Origin of the sequence: uncultured Pseudacidovorax sp., assembly GCF_913773995.1 — a bacterium.
Classification (GTDB): domain Bacteria; phylum Pseudomonadota; class Gammaproteobacteria; order Burkholderiales; family Burkholderiaceae_C; genus Xenophilus.
The window spans coordinates 19,035-34,545 of record NZ_CAJYES010000190.1; the positions used below are offsets into that span (position 1 = coordinate 19,035).

The window sequence follows — 15,511 nt, forward strand, 5'->3', positions numbered from 1 at the left end:
TCGGGCCAATACCGACCGCTCAGCCGCCGCCGCGCAGCGCCGCCAGCAGCGCATGCGTGTCCAGCGGCTTGGAGACATGGGCGTCGAAGCCCGCCTCCAGCGCCCGGTCGCGGTCCTGCGGACGCGAGAAGGCGGTGAGTGCCACGCAGCGCACGCGCGGGCGGCCGCCCTCGGCCTCCAGCCGACGCAGCGCGCGCACCAGCTCGTAGCCGTCGCGGCCGGGCAGGCCGATGTCGCTGGCCAGCAGGCTGGGCCAGCGTTCGCGCAGCGCCTCCAGGGCGCTGTCATGGTCGTGCACCACGCGCACCTGTGCGCCGGCCTCGTGCAGCACCACCTGCAGCATCTCGGCGGCGTCGGGGTTGTCCTCGACCGCCAGCACGTCGTGGCCCGCGAGGGGCCGGTCGCGGTGGGGCGCCTGAGCGCCATCGGCCATCGGCTCGGCGCTGGCGGCCTCGGGCTGGTTCTCGCCTGTGGGCTCGGGCGCCACGTCCAGCTCGACCACCAGGCGGGCCCCACGGCCCTCACCCTCGCTGAAGGCCTGCACGGCGCCGCCATGCAGCTCGGCCAGCCGCTTGACGATCGACAGGCCCAGTCCCAGGCCGCCGTGCAGCCGGTTGTCGGGGCCGTCGCTCTGCGCGAAGCGGTCGAACAGGTGGGGCAAAAAGTCCGGCGAGATGCCCTTGCCGTGGTCCTGCACCGCCAGCGTCAGCTGTCGGCCTTCGCGCTGCAGAACCACGTCGATGCGGCCGCCGTGCACCGAGAACTTGATCGCGTTGTTCAGCAGGTTCCACACGATCTGCTGGAAGCGCGTCGGGTCCAGCCAGGCGCTCTGGCGCGCCGGCTCGTCGGCCTGCAGCGCGATGTTCAGGCCGCGCGCCGCGATGTCGTCCTTGAGCGCGTCCACGGCGGCCTGGGTCAGCTCCAGCGGGTCGGTCCATTCGCGGTGCAGCCGCAGCTTGCCGGCGTTGACGCGGGAGACGTCGAGGATGTCCGAGATGATGCGGCTCTGCGCCTTCACGCTGCGGGCGATGGCGTCCAGCGCCTTGGCCATCAGGTCGGGCCGCCCGCCATGCTTCTGCAGGATGTGCACCCAGCCGCTGATGGCGTTGAGCGGCGTGCGCAGCTCGTGCGAGAGCACGGCCACGAAGTCGTCCTTGGTGCGGCTGTGGCGCTCGGCCAGAGCCCGGGCGGCCTGCTCGCGTTCCAGCACCTCCTGGCGGGCCTGCTCCAGGGCGAGGCGCTCGGAGATGTCGACGGCCACCGCCACCAACAGGCCGGTGGGGCCATGGGGCGACAGGCTCCAGGCCAGCGGGATCTCGTGCCCGTCGGCATGCAGCAGCGGAAACTCCGCCCGCCACACGCTGTTGGTGCTGCCCGGTGCCGCCTGCGCGGCCTGCGCCACGAAAGCCTGCACCTGGGCCGCGGCGGCCGATTGCGCCAGAGTGGCCAGGCGCACGCCGACCAGGGCGTCGGGCGTGCGGCCCAGAAGATGGGCCAGGGCCGGATTCACGTCGTCCAGCCGACCCTGCGCATCCAGCAGCGCCATGCCGTCGGGCACCTGGTTGTAGATGGCGCGGAAGCGGCTCTCGCTCTGGCGCAGCCGGTCCTCGGCGCTGCGCGCGCGGATCAGCGCCTGCAGCGTGGCGACCAGCACCGCCGGCTCCGCCGGGTGCACCAGGTAGGCGTCGGCACCGGCATTGAGGCCCGCGACCTTGTCGCGGTCATGGATGTAGGTGGCCGACAGGTGGATCACCGGCAGGCTTGCGGTGCGCGGATCCTCGCGCAGGCGGCGGCAGACCTCGAAGCCGTCCACGTCGGGCAGGTGCACATCCAGCACCAGGGCCGACATGCCCTGGGCCGCCAGCGCCAGCGCCTCGCCTCCCGAGGCAGCCTCCTCGGTGGCGAAACCGGCGGCACGCAGGGTGCGTGCGGTCGAGTAGCGGGTGGTGGGATGGTCGTCCACCACCAGGATGCGGTGGGCACCGCGGTCGATGGTGCTGTGGATCACGCCCGTGGTTTCCATCAGGCCTCCGGTCGGTCGGCCGGCGTGGCCGCAGGCCCGGGCGCCTGCGGCAGCTGCAAAGGCAGGGTGAGCCAGAAGGTGGAGCCGCGGCCCAGTTCGCTCTCCACGCCCACTTCGCCGCCCAACAGGCCGGCCAGCTCGCGGCACAGAGCCAGGCCCAGGCCGGTGCCGCGCAGCCGCTTCTGCACCGGCGAGTCCACCTGCGCGAAGTCGTCGAACACGGCCGCGTGGTGTTCGCGGGCGATGCCGATGCCGGTGTCGCTCACCGAGAAGCGCACGCGGTCGTCGCCGATGCGGCAGGCTGACACGCGCACTTCGCCCTGGGTGGTGAACTTGAGGGCGTTGGAGACGTAGTTGCGCAGGATCTGCGACAGCTTTCGGTCGTCGGTGTACAGGCGCGGCAGGTCGACCGGCTCCTCGAAGGCGAGGGTGACCTGCTGGTTCTCCAGCATGGGCCGGAACATGCCGCGCAGCGCCGAAAACAGGTCGACCATCTCGAACCAGGCGGGCGAGATCTCCACCCGGCCGGCCTCGATCTTGGCGAGGTCCAGCAGGTCGTCCACCATCTCGGCGAACTCGCGTGCCGAGGTCTGGATGAACTGCACCTGGCGCCGCTGCTCGTCGGTGAGCGGCCCATCCACCTCGTCGCTCAGCAGCCGCGCGATGCTGCGGATGGCGGCGACCGGCGTGCGGAACTCGTGGCTCATGTAGGCCAAGAAGCGGCTCTTGAGCTCGGTGGCGCGCTTGAGTGCGATGGCCTGCTCGTCCAGCTCGGCATAGAGCGCAACCACGCCGCGGTTGGTTTCTTCCAGCTCCTCGCGCAGCAGCGCGGCCTCGGCCTCGGCGGCCTGCAGTCGCTGCTGCAGCGCGTCGGCGTGCGCAGATGCGGTCATGGGCCCTCCTCGGGTCGCAGCACGACGATGCAGGCATCGTCGCGGCCACGCGCATAGTCGGCAAAGATGCGCGCGGCCAGCAGGGTGGGGTCGCGTCCTAGCAAGGGCGCCAGCGCGGCGCCGGGCCAGCGGGTCTGCACGCCGTCGCTGTGCAGCAGCGCGAGCGCATGGGGCGGCCGCGTCGCGTGGGTCATGTCGAAGCGGCGCACCTGCAGGCCCAGTGTGCCGTGGGCGGTCGCCAGGGCCTTGTCGGCCGTGCCCGAGACCAGCCGGCCCGCGACGTTGCCGGCGCCGGTGTAGCGAATGAGCTCGCCGTCGATCCACATGCCGAACACCGCGGCGCCGCGGGTGGTGCGCAGCGCGTCGTGCATGCACTGCATGACGACGACGCCATCGTCGAAGGGCTGGCGCTCGAACACGTCCAGCGCCGTGTCGGCTGCGGCCTGCGCTTCCGGCCCGTGGCCCAGGCCGTCGGCGACCAAGGCCGCCACATGCCGGCCCTCGAAGGCCAGCATCCAGCCATCGCCGCAGGCGGTTTCGCCGCGCACCGGCACGCACACGGCGCCCCAGTCGACGGCAACCCGCGGGGCCGGTGCGGCTGCGCAGCGCGGTCGCAGGCGGGCCAGGCACACGGTGCCCACGCCGGGCGCGGAATGCGCATCGAAGACCTCGCTCTGCCGCGCGATCGCACCCAGACCGGTGCCGGCGGTGGCGCTGGTCGAGTAGCCGTCGCGCATCGATCGCGGCAGGTCCGGAATGCCCGGGCCACGGTCCACGGCGATCAGCTCGATGTCGCCCAGTGCGTCGCGCGCGGCCACCAGCAGCTGGCCGGCCTGCGCATGCTTGGCCAGGTTGGTGCCCAGCTCGGTGGTCACCAACGCGGCCCGGGCGGCGTCGTGCTCGGGCCAGTCGCGCTCGGCCGCCAGTCGCGCCACATGGCGCCGGGCCTCACCGACGAAGCTCAGGTCCTCGATAGGGAACGCACGGTGCGTCCAGCCGCGGATCACCTCCACTTCACGATGCTCACGCAGGTGCCCTGGCCGGGCGCGGACCGGATGTCGAATTCGTTCACCAGCCGTTTGCTGCCCGGCAGGCCCAAGCCCATGCCGCCGCCGGAGGTGTAGCCGTCGGACATCGCCAGATCGAGATTGGCGATGCCGGGGCCTTCGTCCTCGAAGCGCAGCTGCAGGCCGCGGCGGGCGCCTTCCTCCAGCACCGCCCAGTGCATGCGGCCGCCGCCGCCGTGGATCAGCGTGTTGCGCGACAGCTCGCTGGCGGCGGTGACCATCTTGGTCTGCTCCACCAGCGAGAAGCGCAGCGTCTGGCACAGGGCGCGCACCGTCTGCCGGCTGGCGACGATGTGCTGCTCGCTGGCCAGCGGCAGGGTGCCGGTGGATTCAGGCGCCAAGGCCGGCTCCCTGCTGGGCGCGCAGCCGCTCGAGCAGGGCCATGCCGCGTTCCACATCGAGTGCGGTGCGCACGCCGTCGAGCGACAGGCCCAGCTCGACGAGGGTGATGGCCACGGCCGGCTGCATGCCCACCACCACCGCGGTGGCCGAGAGAATGCCGGCCGTGCCCGAGATGGTGGTGAGCATGCGGCCGATGAAGGAGTCGACCACCTCCAGCGCCGAGATGTCGATCAGCACGCCGTTGGCGCCGGTGGCCGCGATGCGGTTGGCGAGGTCTTCCTGCAGCGCCAGGGCGGTCTGGTCCTGCAGGTCGATCTGGATGGTGACCAGCAGGGTCTGGCCCATCCGCAGGATCGGGATGCGGTCCATGGGGTTCAGCCCTCGCGGCTGATGCGCCAGCCGTTGGTCTTGAGGGCCTGCGCCAGCGCGTCGGCCAGCGTGGCCTTGGTGACGATGCCCTGCAGGTCGATGCCCAGGTGCACGATGGTCTGCGCGATCTGCGGGCGGATGCCGCTGATGATGCAGTCCGCGCCCATCAGCCGGATGGCGGTGACGGTCTTGAGCAGGTGGCGCGCCACCAGCGTGTCCACCGTGGGCACGCCGGTGATGTCGATGATGGCGAGCGCCGAGCCGGTGTCCACCACCGTCTGCAGCAGCGTCTCCATGACGACCTGGGTGCGGTTGCTGTCCAGCGTGCCGATCATGGGCACGGCCAGCACGCCGTCCCAGAGCTTGACCACGGGCGTGGAGAGCTCGAGCAGGTCTTCCTGCTGGCGGCGGATCACGTCCTCGCGCGACTGCTGGAAGGTGTCGGCCGTGTGCTGGGCCAGCCGGTCCACCAGGGCGGACAGCGTCCACAGCGCGCGGCCCATGGCAGCGGGATCCTGCGCAAAGGCCTGTTGCAGACGGGCGAAGAGGGGCTTCTTCAGCGCCAGCACGAAGACGCTGGTGGCGCCGGCCGAGTCGCCCTTGGCGGCGCGGCTGGCCGACAGCTGCTCCAGCGTGCGGCGCAGCGGCTGCCAGGCGGGTGCCTGGAGCGAACCGGCATCGGCCTCGGTGGCCAGGCCGCTGCGCAGGCCTTCGACGATGGCTGCAGCCTCTGCCTTGGAGCTGGCATGCAGACTGCCCTGCGTGGCCTGGAGCTCGCGCATCCAGTCCTCGACCACGGCGGTGGCGTCGTCGTTCAGAACACGGACAAGGGCCGCGGTTTCCTGGTTCATGGGGAGGCCCTCGTTGAAATGCTCCCTTCTAGAAATGGGTTGGCGGAAGCGCCGAAAAGTTTAGGGAGCTTCAGCCAAGGTCGGTGTCAGCGGACGCCTCATTTGCGGCGCCATCCCACGCATTGGCGCGAATCGGTCCTGCGCCGCGGTCCCGGCACGGCCGGGCTCACGTCGTGGTCGGCTGGGGTTCGAAGGTCATGCAGGCCGCGTCCGCGAGGGCCTCGAAACCCAGGCCTCGGCGCATCACCTCGTCGTAGACCCGGACCATGCTTGCGCCATGGCGGATGAAGATCGCCACCAGCATCGGGTCGAAGGCCGCGCCGCTTTGCTGGTCCAGCAGGGCCATCACCTCCTGCGGTTTCATGCCCGAGCGATAGCGGCGATCGCTCACCAGCGCGTCGAAGAAATCCACCAGGGCCGTGATGCGTCCGGGCAGCGGGATGTCCGCGCCCTGCAGCCCGCGCGGGTAGCCGCTGCCGTCCCAGCGCTCGTGGTGGTTGAGGGCGACTTCGGCGGCCAGCCGCAGCAGCGGCAGCTCCGAGCCCCCCAGGATCTCGGCGCCGATGAGGGTGTGGGCCTCCATCTGCCGGTGCTGGTCGGTCGAGAAGCGGCCGGGATGCTTGAGCAGCGCGTCGGCCACGCCGATCTTGCCCACGTCATGCATGGGCGCGGCCTGCCGCAGCAGCAGTGCGGCCTCGGGGCTGCAGCCGGCGGCGAGCGCCAGTGCCCAGGCCAGGAAGCCCACCCGCACCATGTGTGCGCTCGTCTCGCCATCGCGAAAGCGCGCGGCGCGGGCCAGGCGTTCGAGCACTTCGCGCGGCTCGGCCGGACCGCTGTCCGCATCCATGCCGCAGCAGCAGTCGATGCCGATCTCGGCCGCGGCGTCCGAACCGGCGTCCTCGCCGGCCGCGGCGTGCGAATCAGTGTCCTCGCCGGCCGCGGCGACGGGCGATGTGGGGTCGCATGCGGTTGGAGCGGCGTTGTCGCACGCGGCCGGTGCCGCCGCCTTGGCTTCGGGCGCGGCGGTGTTCTTGTCCGGGGCCGCCTCGTCGACCGAGTCCAGCCGATAGCCCTGGCCGTAAACGGGCGTGAGGCGCTGCGGCCGCTGGCCGTCCAGACCCAGCTTGCGGCGCAGCCGGCTGACATGGGTGTCGACCGTGCGGGTGGTCACATCGACGGTCCTGCCCCACACCCGGTTGAGCAGGTGTTCACGCGTCAGCAGGACGCCAGGGTTCTGGAAGAGGTAGACCGCAAGGTCGAACTCGCGCTGCGTAAGCTCGGCTGGAACGCCGTCCACACTGATGCGCTGCTGGAGCAGGTCCACGCGGTAGCCCCCCAGTTCGAGCAACTGTGGACCGCGCGTGCGGACGCGACGGCCGAGGGCGCTGATGCGTGCCAGCAGCTCGGCCGGGCGGGCGGGCTTGACGATGTAGTCGTCGGCGCCACTGTTCAGGCCCTCGACCATCTGCGACTCCTTGTCGCGCGAGGTCAGCACGATGGTGGGGGGCTGCACGCCCGGGCGATTGCGCAGCCAGCTGAGCACGTCGCCACCCGTGCCATCGGGCAGCGTCCAGTCCAGCACCAGCAGGTCGTAACGGCGGGCACCGAGGTCGCGGATCAGCTCGCCGGTGCTCGCGAAGCTGGTCACCATGTGGCCGCCGTGCGTGAGCCACAGGGCGGCGAGGTCCCGCTGGTCGGGGTCGTCTTCCAGAAGGGCGATGTTCATGCGGGCAAGATATGGGGGGTGGAACGATCCACGGATTGGACGTCGGAGGAGGTGTCCAGATGGTGGCGGGAGTGCAAACTCGCCACGGTGCCGGCAGGTACCAACCAGCGGCTGAGCCGCACGGTGCTCACGCCGTCGTGGTGCAGGTACTCCACGCGGTCGGAGGCCTTGCGGATGATGGTCAGGCCGAAGCCGCCTTCGGGGTAGTCCTCGAAATTGGTCTGGACGTCGTGCTGCGGCGGCGCGAAGGGTTCGCCGATGTGCACCAGCTCCACCTCCAGCGCGTCGGACCGGCGGCGCACCAGGACCTCGATCGGCGCCTGCGGCAGCAGGCCGCGGGTATGGCGGACGATGTTGGTGAAGGCCTCGACCACGGCCAGGGTGAAGAGCTCGCTGGACGGACCGGTCTCGCCCGCCTCCGACAGGCCCGTGTCGACCAGGGCGCGCAGCAAGCCGATGGCTGCGGCATCGGTGGGCAGTTCGATGCGGTGCACCGGCTGCCGGAAGTCGCACACGCGCAGGGTGGCCAGCGTGACGTCGTCGGTCAGCAGGGTGCCGGTGAGCAGCTGCTGGCGCATGCGGTGCAGGATGGCCGCCGGCGTGGCGTGGTGCCCGGCAAGACGTCGGAAGGCGCTCTGCACCTGCTGCACACCCACGCGCTCGCCGTCGCCCCGCCGGGCATCGCACAGGCCATCGGAATGCAGCAGCAGCGCGTCTCCCGGCCCCACGGGCCGGCTCTGCTGCGTGAAGCGGGCATCGGCCAGCACGCCCAGGGGCGGGTGCTGGTTGCGCAGCAGCGCCACCGTCCCGCCGGGGCCGACGTGCACCACCTCTTCATGGCCGCAGCCGCACCAGGTCAGCAGGCCGCGTTCCAGGTCGATGCGCACATAGGCCAGGGTGACGAAGGTCTCCAGGGCCTGCAGGTGCGGCGTCATGGCGGCGTGCACGGCATCGAGGATGGCGGCGGGCTCGGGCGCGGCATCGCGGGCCGCGCGCTGCATCATCAGCTCGACCAGCGAGCGGCTGAACTGCATCTTCACGGCTGCGCCCAGCAGGGCGGCGTTGACGCCCTTGCCCATCACGTCGCCGGCGATCAGGTCCACGCAGCGCGGGCCCGGGCGCATCACTTCGAAGAAGTCGCCGTCGATGTCCTGCGAGGCATGGTTGAAGCTGCTCAGCCACAGGCCGGGCAGCTCCACCGCGGGCGCCGTCACCAGCAGCGAGGTCTGGATGCGGGCGCTGATCATCACCTCCAGCTGCCGTGCGGCGCGCAGATCCTCGCGGTGCTGGCGCTGCTCCTCGATGTCCTCCACGATGCCGATCATGTAGAGCACGCCGCCCCGGTCGTCATGCGCCAGCGAGGCCGTGAGGCGCACCCACAGCGGCCGACCGGTGGCCCGGGTGAGTCGCGCCTCCAGCCGCAGGCTCGGCCGGGTGCTGGTGAACAGGCTCGTCGTGCCCTGCATCACGTCCGGAGCGTCCATTGGGTGCAGCAGGCTGCGCAGCGGCAGGCCCAGCAGGTTCGAGGCATTGCGCCCGAGCAGGCGGCACAGGGTCTGGTTGACCCGCACCAGCCGCTGCCGCTCGTCGAGCAGGAAGATGCCCACGGCCGCCTGCTCGAAGGTGGCCCGTGCCCGCACCTCGCTGTCGCGCAGCGCGCGCTCCACCCGCCGCTGCTCCGAGATGTCGCGCATGGTGGCGGTGAACAGCGTCTGCGTGCCGGCGCGCACCGCGACCACGGTCGCCTCGACCGGGAAATGCTCGCCGCCGGTGCGCACCGCCATCACGTCGATGCGCCCGCCGGCATGCACACCGGCGCCGGCGCCACGCAGGACATGCATCACACGGCGGCGCATCGCCTTTCGCGCTTCACCGGGTGCCAGCAGCCGGTGGATGGGATGGTGCAACGCCTGTTCGCGGCGCAGGTCGAACATGCGCTCGGCGGCCGGGTTGAAGTCCACCACACGCCCGCGGGCGTCCGCCGTGATGACGGCGTCCAGCGCACTGTCCAGCACGGCCTGGTGCCGCGCCTGGGCATCGCTGAGGGCGGCCTCATTGGCGCGCTGGTCGGCGATGTCGGTGACGAAGCCCAGCACATGCATGGCTTCCTGGTCGCCGCGCACCACCGGCAGCGCCACGCCGCGCAGCAGCAGCCATTTCCAGCGGCCGTCGGTGCAGCGCACCCGCGCCTCGCAGTGCAGGCTGGCCAGGTCGCGGCGCAGGTGGCGCTCGAGCTGCGCCTGCAGCGTGCGGCGGTCTTCGGGATGCAGCAGCGCGAGCCATTCGTCGCTGTCGTAGCGCCGCTCTGCGGCCGCCTCGCCGCGCATCGCGGCCCAGCGCTCGCTGAGGTCCACCCGGCCGTGGGGCAGGCGCCATTCCCACAAGGCGTCGCCCGAGGCGGCCAGGGCGCGGCGCCAGCGCTGGGTGCGCTGCTCGCCCTGGGCATGCAGGCGCGCCAGCGCTGCGCGGGCCCTGCGCTGGCTGGCGATGCTGCTGCGCAGGGCACGCAGGGCCACCAGCACGATCGCGAGCGTGATCAGCGTCAGGGCCGCACCCACCCGCAGCTGACCGGGCAGCCGGCGAATCAACGGCGCATGGGGCTGCACGACGCGCACCGCGACGCCCAGCGTCGGCAGCGCTTCGTCGGCGAAGAGGTCGTCATCGGCCAGCGGCCCCGCGGTCGCCCCGGCGCTCCACGGTGCCGCGGCGCTGGCGGCGAGCACCTGGCCCTGGGCGCCGAGCAGCACGGCCCAGCCGCCGCGCTCCTCGGCCAAGGCATCGATCAACAGATCCAGCGGGCGCGCCGGCAGCAAGGCGACGGCCCAGCCCCGGCGCTCCCGCAGCGGCTGCATCAGCGCGATCGCGCCGCCGGGCGCGCGTGCGGCCATGGCCGGCGCAAGACGGTCGGGCGCGATCCGGCCGGCCAGGCAGGGATCGCAGGCGGTCGCGTCCGGCAGTGCCAGTCCGGGCAGGGGCAGCGGCGCCGCGGCCGGGCCCGCCAGCGGCCGGCCCTGCGGGTCGAGGGCGAAGACCATCGGCATGGCCGCGCCGCCTGCCGCGGCATCCGGCACGGGGGTGGAGGCTTGCTGCGTGTCGGCCGCCAGGGCCTGCGTGGCCGCACGTGCCGGCTCCACGCTCGCCGCCACCAGCCGCGTCAGCGCCCGGGCATGGAGCCGCACGTGCTCTTGTGCCTCGTCGCGCAGGCTGTGCCAGGCCTGGACCATGCGCGCGGCAAGCGTGAGCAGCACCGCCACGGCCACCAGCCAGCCGACCCAGCGCAGCTGCTGCTCGCGACGGCGCAGCGCCCGCTCCAGCACGGCCTCGGGCGCCGCGGGATCGGGCTCAGTCGAACGACGCCACGGCATCCTGCGGGTCCGCGTGGATCTGGAACACGCGGTTCATGCGCATCAATGCGAGCAGCGCCTGGACGGTGGGCGTGAGGCTGCACAGCCGCAGGTCGCCGCGCCGCGCATTGAGCTGGCGCAGGCAGGAGATGAGTGCGCCCAGGCCGGAGCTGTCGATGAACTTGACGCCCTCGAGGTCGACCACGACGCGGGTGGCCGCCGGGCCCACGAGGGCCTGCACCGCCTCCTTGAATTCGCGCACGTTGCTGGCGTCGAGGTTGGCCTCGCGCAGGGCGATCACGACGACGTCGGATCCGGCGTCCCGGCTGCTGATTTCCATGACGTGTTGTCTCCTTGGGGGGCGACGCCTGTCAGTGCGTCGATGGCGCAGGTCAGCGACGCGAGGGCGCTGTGCATGTCGCCGGGGGTGCGAGCGGCCTCGGCCCGCCGTGCCAACTCGCCCAGTGCCGCAAAGCCGTAGCTGCCGGCAGCGCCGGCCAGGCGGTGCAGGGCGTCGATGCGGCTGGCCTCGTCGGCCGCCTCGACGATCGCGGCCCGGCGCGCACCGAGGCCATCCAGGAAACGGCTGCGCAGCGCCGCATACGCCGCGCCTGTGCGCTCAGGCCCGATGTCCACGGCCGTGCTCCCAGTACATGCGGATGTCCTGCGGCAGCCGGACCGGGTCGAAGGGTTTGACGATCACGCCGGTGGCCCCGTGGCACAGCAGGTCCTCCAGTTGCTCCGGCATCGCCTTGGCGGTGAGGAAGACCACCGGCACGCCGGCCATGCCGGGCTGCTGGCGCAACTGCTCCAGCGTCTGCGGCCCGGACAGCTGCGGCATCATGACGTCGAGCAGCACCAGATCGGGCCGGAAACCGGGGGCGGTCGCCAGCGCCTCCGCGCCGCTGCCCACGGCGCACACCTCGTAGCCGCCGATCTGGCGCAGGCTGAAGTCGAGGATGTAGCGGATGTCGTCGTCGTCCTCCACGCACATCACGCGGCGCAGCCCGGCCTCGGCGTCGGGGCCGGAATTCACGGCGCCACCCTGGCGCGGGCCGGCCTGGAGGCCGCGACGGCCGGGAACCACACGTCGAAGGTGGAGCCGACTTCGCCGGGACCGGGTGCATAGCCGATGCGCCCGCCCATGCGTTGCACCAGGACCCGGGCCAGGTGCAGCCCCAGGCCCGTGCCGCTGGCGCCGCGCTGGTCCCCCTTGCCCGCCTGGGCGAATTTCTCGAACAGCTGGGGGCGGAAATCCTTCGGCACCCCCTTGCCTTCGTCGGTGACCGCGATGCGCTGGCCATCGCCGGCGTCGCTGAGTTCGATGACGACCGTCTGCCCGGGCGCCGAATGCTTGATGGCGTTGGAGATCAGGTTGGCCAGCACCTGCAGCAGGCGGTCCGCGTCCACGCTGACGCCGCGCCCCGTGCACGGGGTGCTGGCGGGGCAGCGAAGGCGCAGGTGGACGCCGGCGCGCGCGGCATAGGCCTGCGCCGCGCTCACCGCCTCGCCCGCCAGCGGCGCAAGGGCCTGGGTCTGGCACTGCAGCGTCATGCGGTCGCCTTCCAGCTTGGCGAGGTCCAGCACGTCGTCGATCAGCTTGCTCAGGCGCTCGCCGTTGCGCTGGGCGGCCGCCACCAGCGGCGCGGCCGTGGGCGGCAGGCGACCGGCCACCCCCGAGGCGAGCAGTCCCACCGCTCCCAGGATGGAGGTCAGCGGCGTGCGCAGCTCATGGCTGACGCTGGCGAGGAATTCGTCGTGCATGCGCTCGTTGCGCATCGTCTCGGTCAGGTCCCGCAGGACCCAGGTGGTGCGGGCGCTGCCGTCTTCGCCCCACCGGCTGGCGCTGGGCTGGGCCCAGAAGCCTGCCCCCTCGACGCCGCGCAGCCAGACGCGCTCTCCGGTGGCCAGCTGGCGAGGTGCGGCGCCGATGACGGCCTCCAGCGGCTGCCCGGCCAGGGCGGCCGCCCCGGGGGCGGCGAAGCGGCGCATGGCCGCCGTGTTCAGGTCCAGCACGGTGCCGTGGTCGTCGACGGTGATCACCGGATCGGCGATGTTGTCCTGAATCCCGCGCTGGCGCTCCAGTTGCCGCCGGCAGGCGCCGAGCATGGCCGCGCGCTGGGCGTGGCGCGCCAGGCGTGCGCCGAGCAGCGCATCGTCCAGCTCGCCCTGCAGGAGGTCGTCCGCGCCCGCCGCGAACACCGCCAGGGCCTGGGCATCGTCCTGCGCGTCGAACACCACCACGATCGGCAGGCATGCGTCCGCGGCCCTCAGGCGGGCGCACGCGCGCCCGGCGTCGCCGTCGGCCGGCGAGGGCGCCCACATCAGCGCGTCGATGGGAACGCCCGAGCCCGCCCAGGCGGCCGCCTCGCCGATGCCGGCGGCGGGCCGCACCCGAAGCCCCATGCCCTGAAGGCGCGCGCACAGCGCGGCCCGGGCAGCGGCATCGCTGTCGACGACGAGGACCCGAAGGGGCAAAGAGGTGGTGGAAGGCATGACTAGCGAGTTCTGTCTCATTTCGTGCCGCCATCTGTAACAGAGTGCTGACACATCGGTAAACAAACGGTAACAAGACGTTCTGTCCCGAAGCTGAACATCCCAGCGCGGCAGTGGGTCTCATCCTCCCGCTTCTCACCACCAGGAGTGGGCTCTTGGCGAGACCTCGAATAGTTTGGCGACCGGCGGATTGATCTGGATCAAGAAAAAACCACAGACCCGCGCCCAGACGCCAAAGACACAGATGAGAAACGATTTGTCACGAGTTGTTAGCTCCAATCCTTTCCATGACATGCCTGGCCGATGCCCGGCGAGTCACCAGACAAGGACCTGCGATGCGCATCAACCTGCCGATCACCACCCAAGAGCGCCAGCTGCCGGACGACGGCTTCATGGTCTCGCGCACCGACCTGAAGGGCCGCATCACGTATGTGAACGGCACCTTCGTGGACATCAGCGGCTTCGCCGAGGCGGAACTGCTGGGCCGGGCGCACAACATCATTCGCCACCCGGACATGCCCCCGGAGGTGTTCGCCGACATGTGGGCCACGCTGGCGCAGGGCCTGCCCTGGACCGGCACGGTGAAGAACCGCTGCAAGAACGGCGACTTCTACTGGGTGCGGGCCAACGCCAGCCCGATCTGCGCCAATGGCCGGATCGAAGGCTACATGTCGGTGCGCAACAAGCCCTCGCCCGAGGAGGTGCGCGCCGCCGAGCAGCTCTACGAGCGGCTGCGCAAGGGCAGCAGCCGTCTGCGGGTGCGCCAGGGCGAGCCGGTGGGGCCGGCCTGGGCCGACCCCATGGCCGCGCTGCGGCGGCTGCCTCTGCGGCGGCGCATGGCCTGGGCCACGGGCACGCTGGCCGTGGCCAGCGCCGCGGTCGGCGCCTGGCTGGCGTGGAGCGGCGCAGCCGGGCCGGCCACGGGCCTGCTGGCCGGCCTGTCCGCCGTCTCGGCGCTGGCCTGGACGGTGCTGGGACTCATGCTCGAGCGCACCGTGCTCGGCCCGCTCGACAGTGCGGTGCGCACCGCGCGCGCCATCGCCAGCGCCGATCCGCGCCGCTTCGTGTTGCGCCGGGGCGACGAGACGCGCGCCCTGGTGAGTGCGCTCAACCAGATGAGCGCCAACTTCGTGGCGGTGATCGCCGACGTCGGCAGCGGCGTGTCGGGCGTGAGCACGGCATCGACCGAGATCGCGCAGGGCAACCTCAACCTGTCCGCGCGCACCGAGGAGCAGGCCAGCGCACTGGAAGAGGCCGCCGCCTCGATGGAGGAGCTCACCAGCACCGTGGGCCAGAACGCCGAGAACGCACGCCAGGCCAACGAGCTGGCGGTGTCGGCGTCCGAGGTCGCCGCACGCGGCGGCAGCGTGGTGGCGCAGGTCGTGCAGACCATGGACTCGATCCATCGCTCGTCCAAGCGCGTGGTCGAGATCATCGACGTGATCGACGGCATCGCCTTCCAGACCAACATCCTGGCGCTCAATGCGGCGGTGGAGGCGGCCCGTGCCGGTGAGCAGGGCCGCGGCTTCGCCGTGGTGGCGGCCGAGGTGCGGCAACTCGCGCAGCGCTCGGCCCAGGCCGCGCGCGAGATCAAGACGCTGATCGACGACGCGGTGGCCCAGGTGGACACCGGCACCCGGCTTGTGGGCGAGGCCGGCAGCACCATGGGCGAGGTGGTGGGCAGCGTCAAGCGGGTCACCGACTTCATCGGCGAGATCGCCGCGGCCAGCGCCGAGCAGACGGCCGGCATCCAGCAGATCAACCAGACGGTGATCCAGCTCGACCAGGTCACGCAACAGAACGCGGCGCTGGTGGAGGAGGTGGCTGCCGCCTCCGCCGCGCTGGAAGAAAAGGCCCAGCACCTGGGCCAGGCGGTGAGCGTCTTCCGCGGCGGGGGCGCCGGCCAGCGCTCTTCCGCCCTCGCGCACGGCGCGAGTGCCGACGACGCGTCGGCCGACGACGGCGGCGAGTTCGCCTCCGACCTCCCGGCCGGCCTGCTGGCGCGTGCCTGAACCCCATTCCCAAAGGAACTGCCATGAAGATCCTGATTGCCGACGACAGCCGTGCCATGCGGCAGGTCATTGCCCACATGCTGCGCGAAGCCGGCTTCCGCGGCCATCACATCGTCGAGGCGGCCGATGGTCAGCAGGCCCTGCAGGCTGCCCATGCCGAATCGCCCGAGCTGATCATCTCGGACTGGAACATGCCGACCATGAACGGCATCGAGCTGCTGCAGGCGCTGCGAAGCGAGGAGTCGACCACGCCCTTCGGCTTCGTCACCACCGAGGTGAGCACCGAGATGCAGCAGCAGGCCTTCGATGCCGGGGCCGCCTTCCTGATCGGCAAGCCCTTCAGCGCCGAGGACTTCCGGGTGGCGCTGGTCGACATCCTGGAGTGAAG

General features: G+C 71.8%; 14 protein-coding genes. 2 read left to right on the forward strand and 12 right to left on the reverse strand.

The annotated features are described in order from the left end of the window. Positions 1-19: 19 nt before the first annotated feature. The 12 genes from QZ772_RS17810 to QZ772_RS17865 all read right to left on the reverse strand — a co-directional run bounded on the left by QZ772_RS17810 (position 20) and on the right by QZ772_RS17865 (position 13,111). Positions 20-2,023, reverse strand: a complete 2,004-nt coding sequence (locus QZ772_RS17810; protein WP_295529030.1) for a response regulator — start codon at positions 2,021-2,023, stop codon at positions 20-22. After that, a complete protein-coding gene (locus QZ772_RS17815) occupies positions 2,023-2,916 on the reverse strand; it encodes an ATP-binding protein (RefSeq protein WP_295529032.1) in 894 nt (297 codons plus the stop codon). The genes QZ772_RS17810 and QZ772_RS17815 overlap by 1 nt, the downstream gene beginning before the upstream one ends. Further along, positions 2,913-3,929 carry an ATP-binding SpoIIE family protein phosphatase gene (locus QZ772_RS17820; protein ID WP_295529034.1) on the reverse strand — a complete coding sequence of 339 codons (1,017 nt, stop codon included), beginning with the start codon at positions 3,927-3,929 and terminating at the stop codon, positions 2,913-2,915. The genes QZ772_RS17815 and QZ772_RS17820 overlap by 4 nt, the downstream gene beginning before the upstream one ends. After that, positions 3,920-4,324, reverse strand: coding sequence for an anti-sigma regulatory factor (locus QZ772_RS17825; RefSeq protein ID WP_295529036.1), 405 nt, complete (start codon positions 4,322-4,324; stop codon positions 3,920-3,922). Before QZ772_RS17825 ends, QZ772_RS17820 begins: the two co-directional genes overlap by 10 nt. Then, positions 4,314-4,694: an STAS domain-containing protein gene (locus QZ772_RS17830; protein WP_295529038.1), complete on the reverse strand. Its 381-nt coding sequence runs from the start codon at positions 4,692-4,694 to the stop codon at positions 4,314-4,316. The genes QZ772_RS17825 and QZ772_RS17830 overlap by 11 nt, the downstream gene beginning before the upstream one ends. 5 nt (positions 4,695-4,699) lie before the next feature. Continuing rightward, positions 4,700-5,545 (reverse strand): STAS domain-containing protein, encoded by an 846-nt coding sequence (locus QZ772_RS17835; protein ID WP_295529040.1) that lies wholly within the window; start codon positions 5,543-5,545, stop codon positions 4,700-4,702. 166 nt (positions 5,546-5,711) lie between these two features. Then, on the reverse strand, positions 5,712-7,271 hold the full coding sequence (locus tag QZ772_RS17840) for an HD domain-containing phosphohydrolase (protein WP_295529042.1): 1,560 nt from the start codon (positions 7,269-7,271) through the stop codon (positions 5,712-5,714). Further along, positions 7,268-10,636, reverse strand: coding sequence for a PAS domain S-box protein (locus QZ772_RS17845; protein ID WP_295529044.1), 3,369 nt, complete (start codon positions 10,634-10,636; stop codon positions 7,268-7,270). The genes QZ772_RS17840 and QZ772_RS17845 overlap by 4 nt, the downstream gene beginning before the upstream one ends. Next, positions 10,614-10,955, reverse strand: coding sequence for an STAS domain-containing protein (locus QZ772_RS17850; protein WP_295529046.1), 342 nt, complete (start codon positions 10,953-10,955; stop codon positions 10,614-10,616). The genes QZ772_RS17845 and QZ772_RS17850 overlap by 23 nt, the downstream gene beginning before the upstream one ends. Next, on the reverse strand, positions 10,913-11,251 hold the full coding sequence (locus QZ772_RS17855) for an Hpt domain-containing protein (protein WP_295529048.1): 339 nt from the start codon (positions 11,249-11,251) through the stop codon (positions 10,913-10,915). The genes QZ772_RS17850 and QZ772_RS17855 overlap by 43 nt, the downstream gene beginning before the upstream one ends. Further along, positions 11,235-11,651, reverse strand: a complete 417-nt coding sequence (locus QZ772_RS17860; protein ID WP_295529050.1) for a response regulator — start codon at positions 11,649-11,651, stop codon at positions 11,235-11,237. Before QZ772_RS17860 ends, QZ772_RS17855 begins: the two co-directional genes overlap by 17 nt. Next, a complete protein-coding gene (locus QZ772_RS17865; protein WP_295529052.1) occupies positions 11,648-13,111 on the reverse strand; it encodes an ATP-binding protein in 1,464 nt (487 codons plus the stop codon). The genes QZ772_RS17860 and QZ772_RS17865 overlap by 4 nt, the downstream gene beginning before the upstream one ends. 335 nt (positions 13,112-13,446) lie before the next feature. Here QZ772_RS17865 and QZ772_RS17870 point away from each other — a divergent pair, with 335 nt between their 5' ends. Both QZ772_RS17870 and QZ772_RS17875 read left to right on the forward strand, forming a co-directional pair. Continuing rightward, entirely contained in the window at positions 13,447-15,123 is a 1,677-nt protein-coding gene (locus QZ772_RS17870) for a PAS domain-containing methyl-accepting chemotaxis protein (protein WP_295529054.1), read from the forward strand. A 23-nt stretch (positions 15,124-15,146) separates the two neighbouring features. Next, on the forward strand, positions 15,147-15,509 hold the full coding sequence (locus QZ772_RS17875; protein WP_076508341.1) for a response regulator: 363 nt from the start codon (positions 15,147-15,149) through the stop codon (positions 15,507-15,509). Positions 15,510-15,511: the final 2 nt, after the last annotated feature.

Coding starts and splice junctions, on each gene's coding strand:
- QZ772_RS17810 (WP_295529030.1), bottom strand. CDS start 2,023: ATGGAAACCACGGGCGTGATCCACAGCACCATCGACCGCGGTGCCCAC.
- QZ772_RS17815 (WP_295529032.1), bottom strand. CDS start 2,916: ATGACCGCATCTGCGCACGCCGACGCGCTGCAGCAGCGACTGCAGGCC.
- QZ772_RS17830 (WP_295529038.1), bottom strand. CDS start 4,694: ATGGACCGCATCCCGATCCTGCGGATGGGCCAGACCCTGCTGGTCACC.
- QZ772_RS17835 (WP_295529040.1), bottom strand. CDS start 5,545: ATGAACCAGGAAACCGCGGCCCTTGTCCGTGTTCTGAACGACGACGCC.
- QZ772_RS17840 (WP_295529042.1), bottom strand. CDS start 7,271: ATGAACATCGCCCTTCTGGAAGACGACCCCGACCAGCGGGACCTCGCC.
- QZ772_RS17845 (WP_295529044.1), bottom strand. CDS start 10,636: ATGCCGTGGCGTCGTTCGACTGAGCCCGATCCCGCGGCGCCCGAGGCC.
- QZ772_RS17850 (WP_295529046.1), bottom strand. CDS start 10,955: ATGGAAATCAGCAGCCGGGACGCCGGATCCGACGTCGTCGTGATCGCC.
- QZ772_RS17865 (WP_295529052.1), bottom strand. CDS start 13,111: ATGCCTTCCACCACCTCTTTGCCCCTTCGGGTCCTCGTCGTCGACAGC.
- QZ772_RS17870 (WP_295529054.1), top strand. CDS start 13,447: ATGCGCATCAACCTGCCGATCACCACCCAAGAGCGCCAGCTGCCGGAC.
- QZ772_RS17875 (WP_076508341.1), top strand. CDS start 15,147: ATGAAGATCCTGATTGCCGACGACAGCCGTGCCATGCGGCAGGTCATT.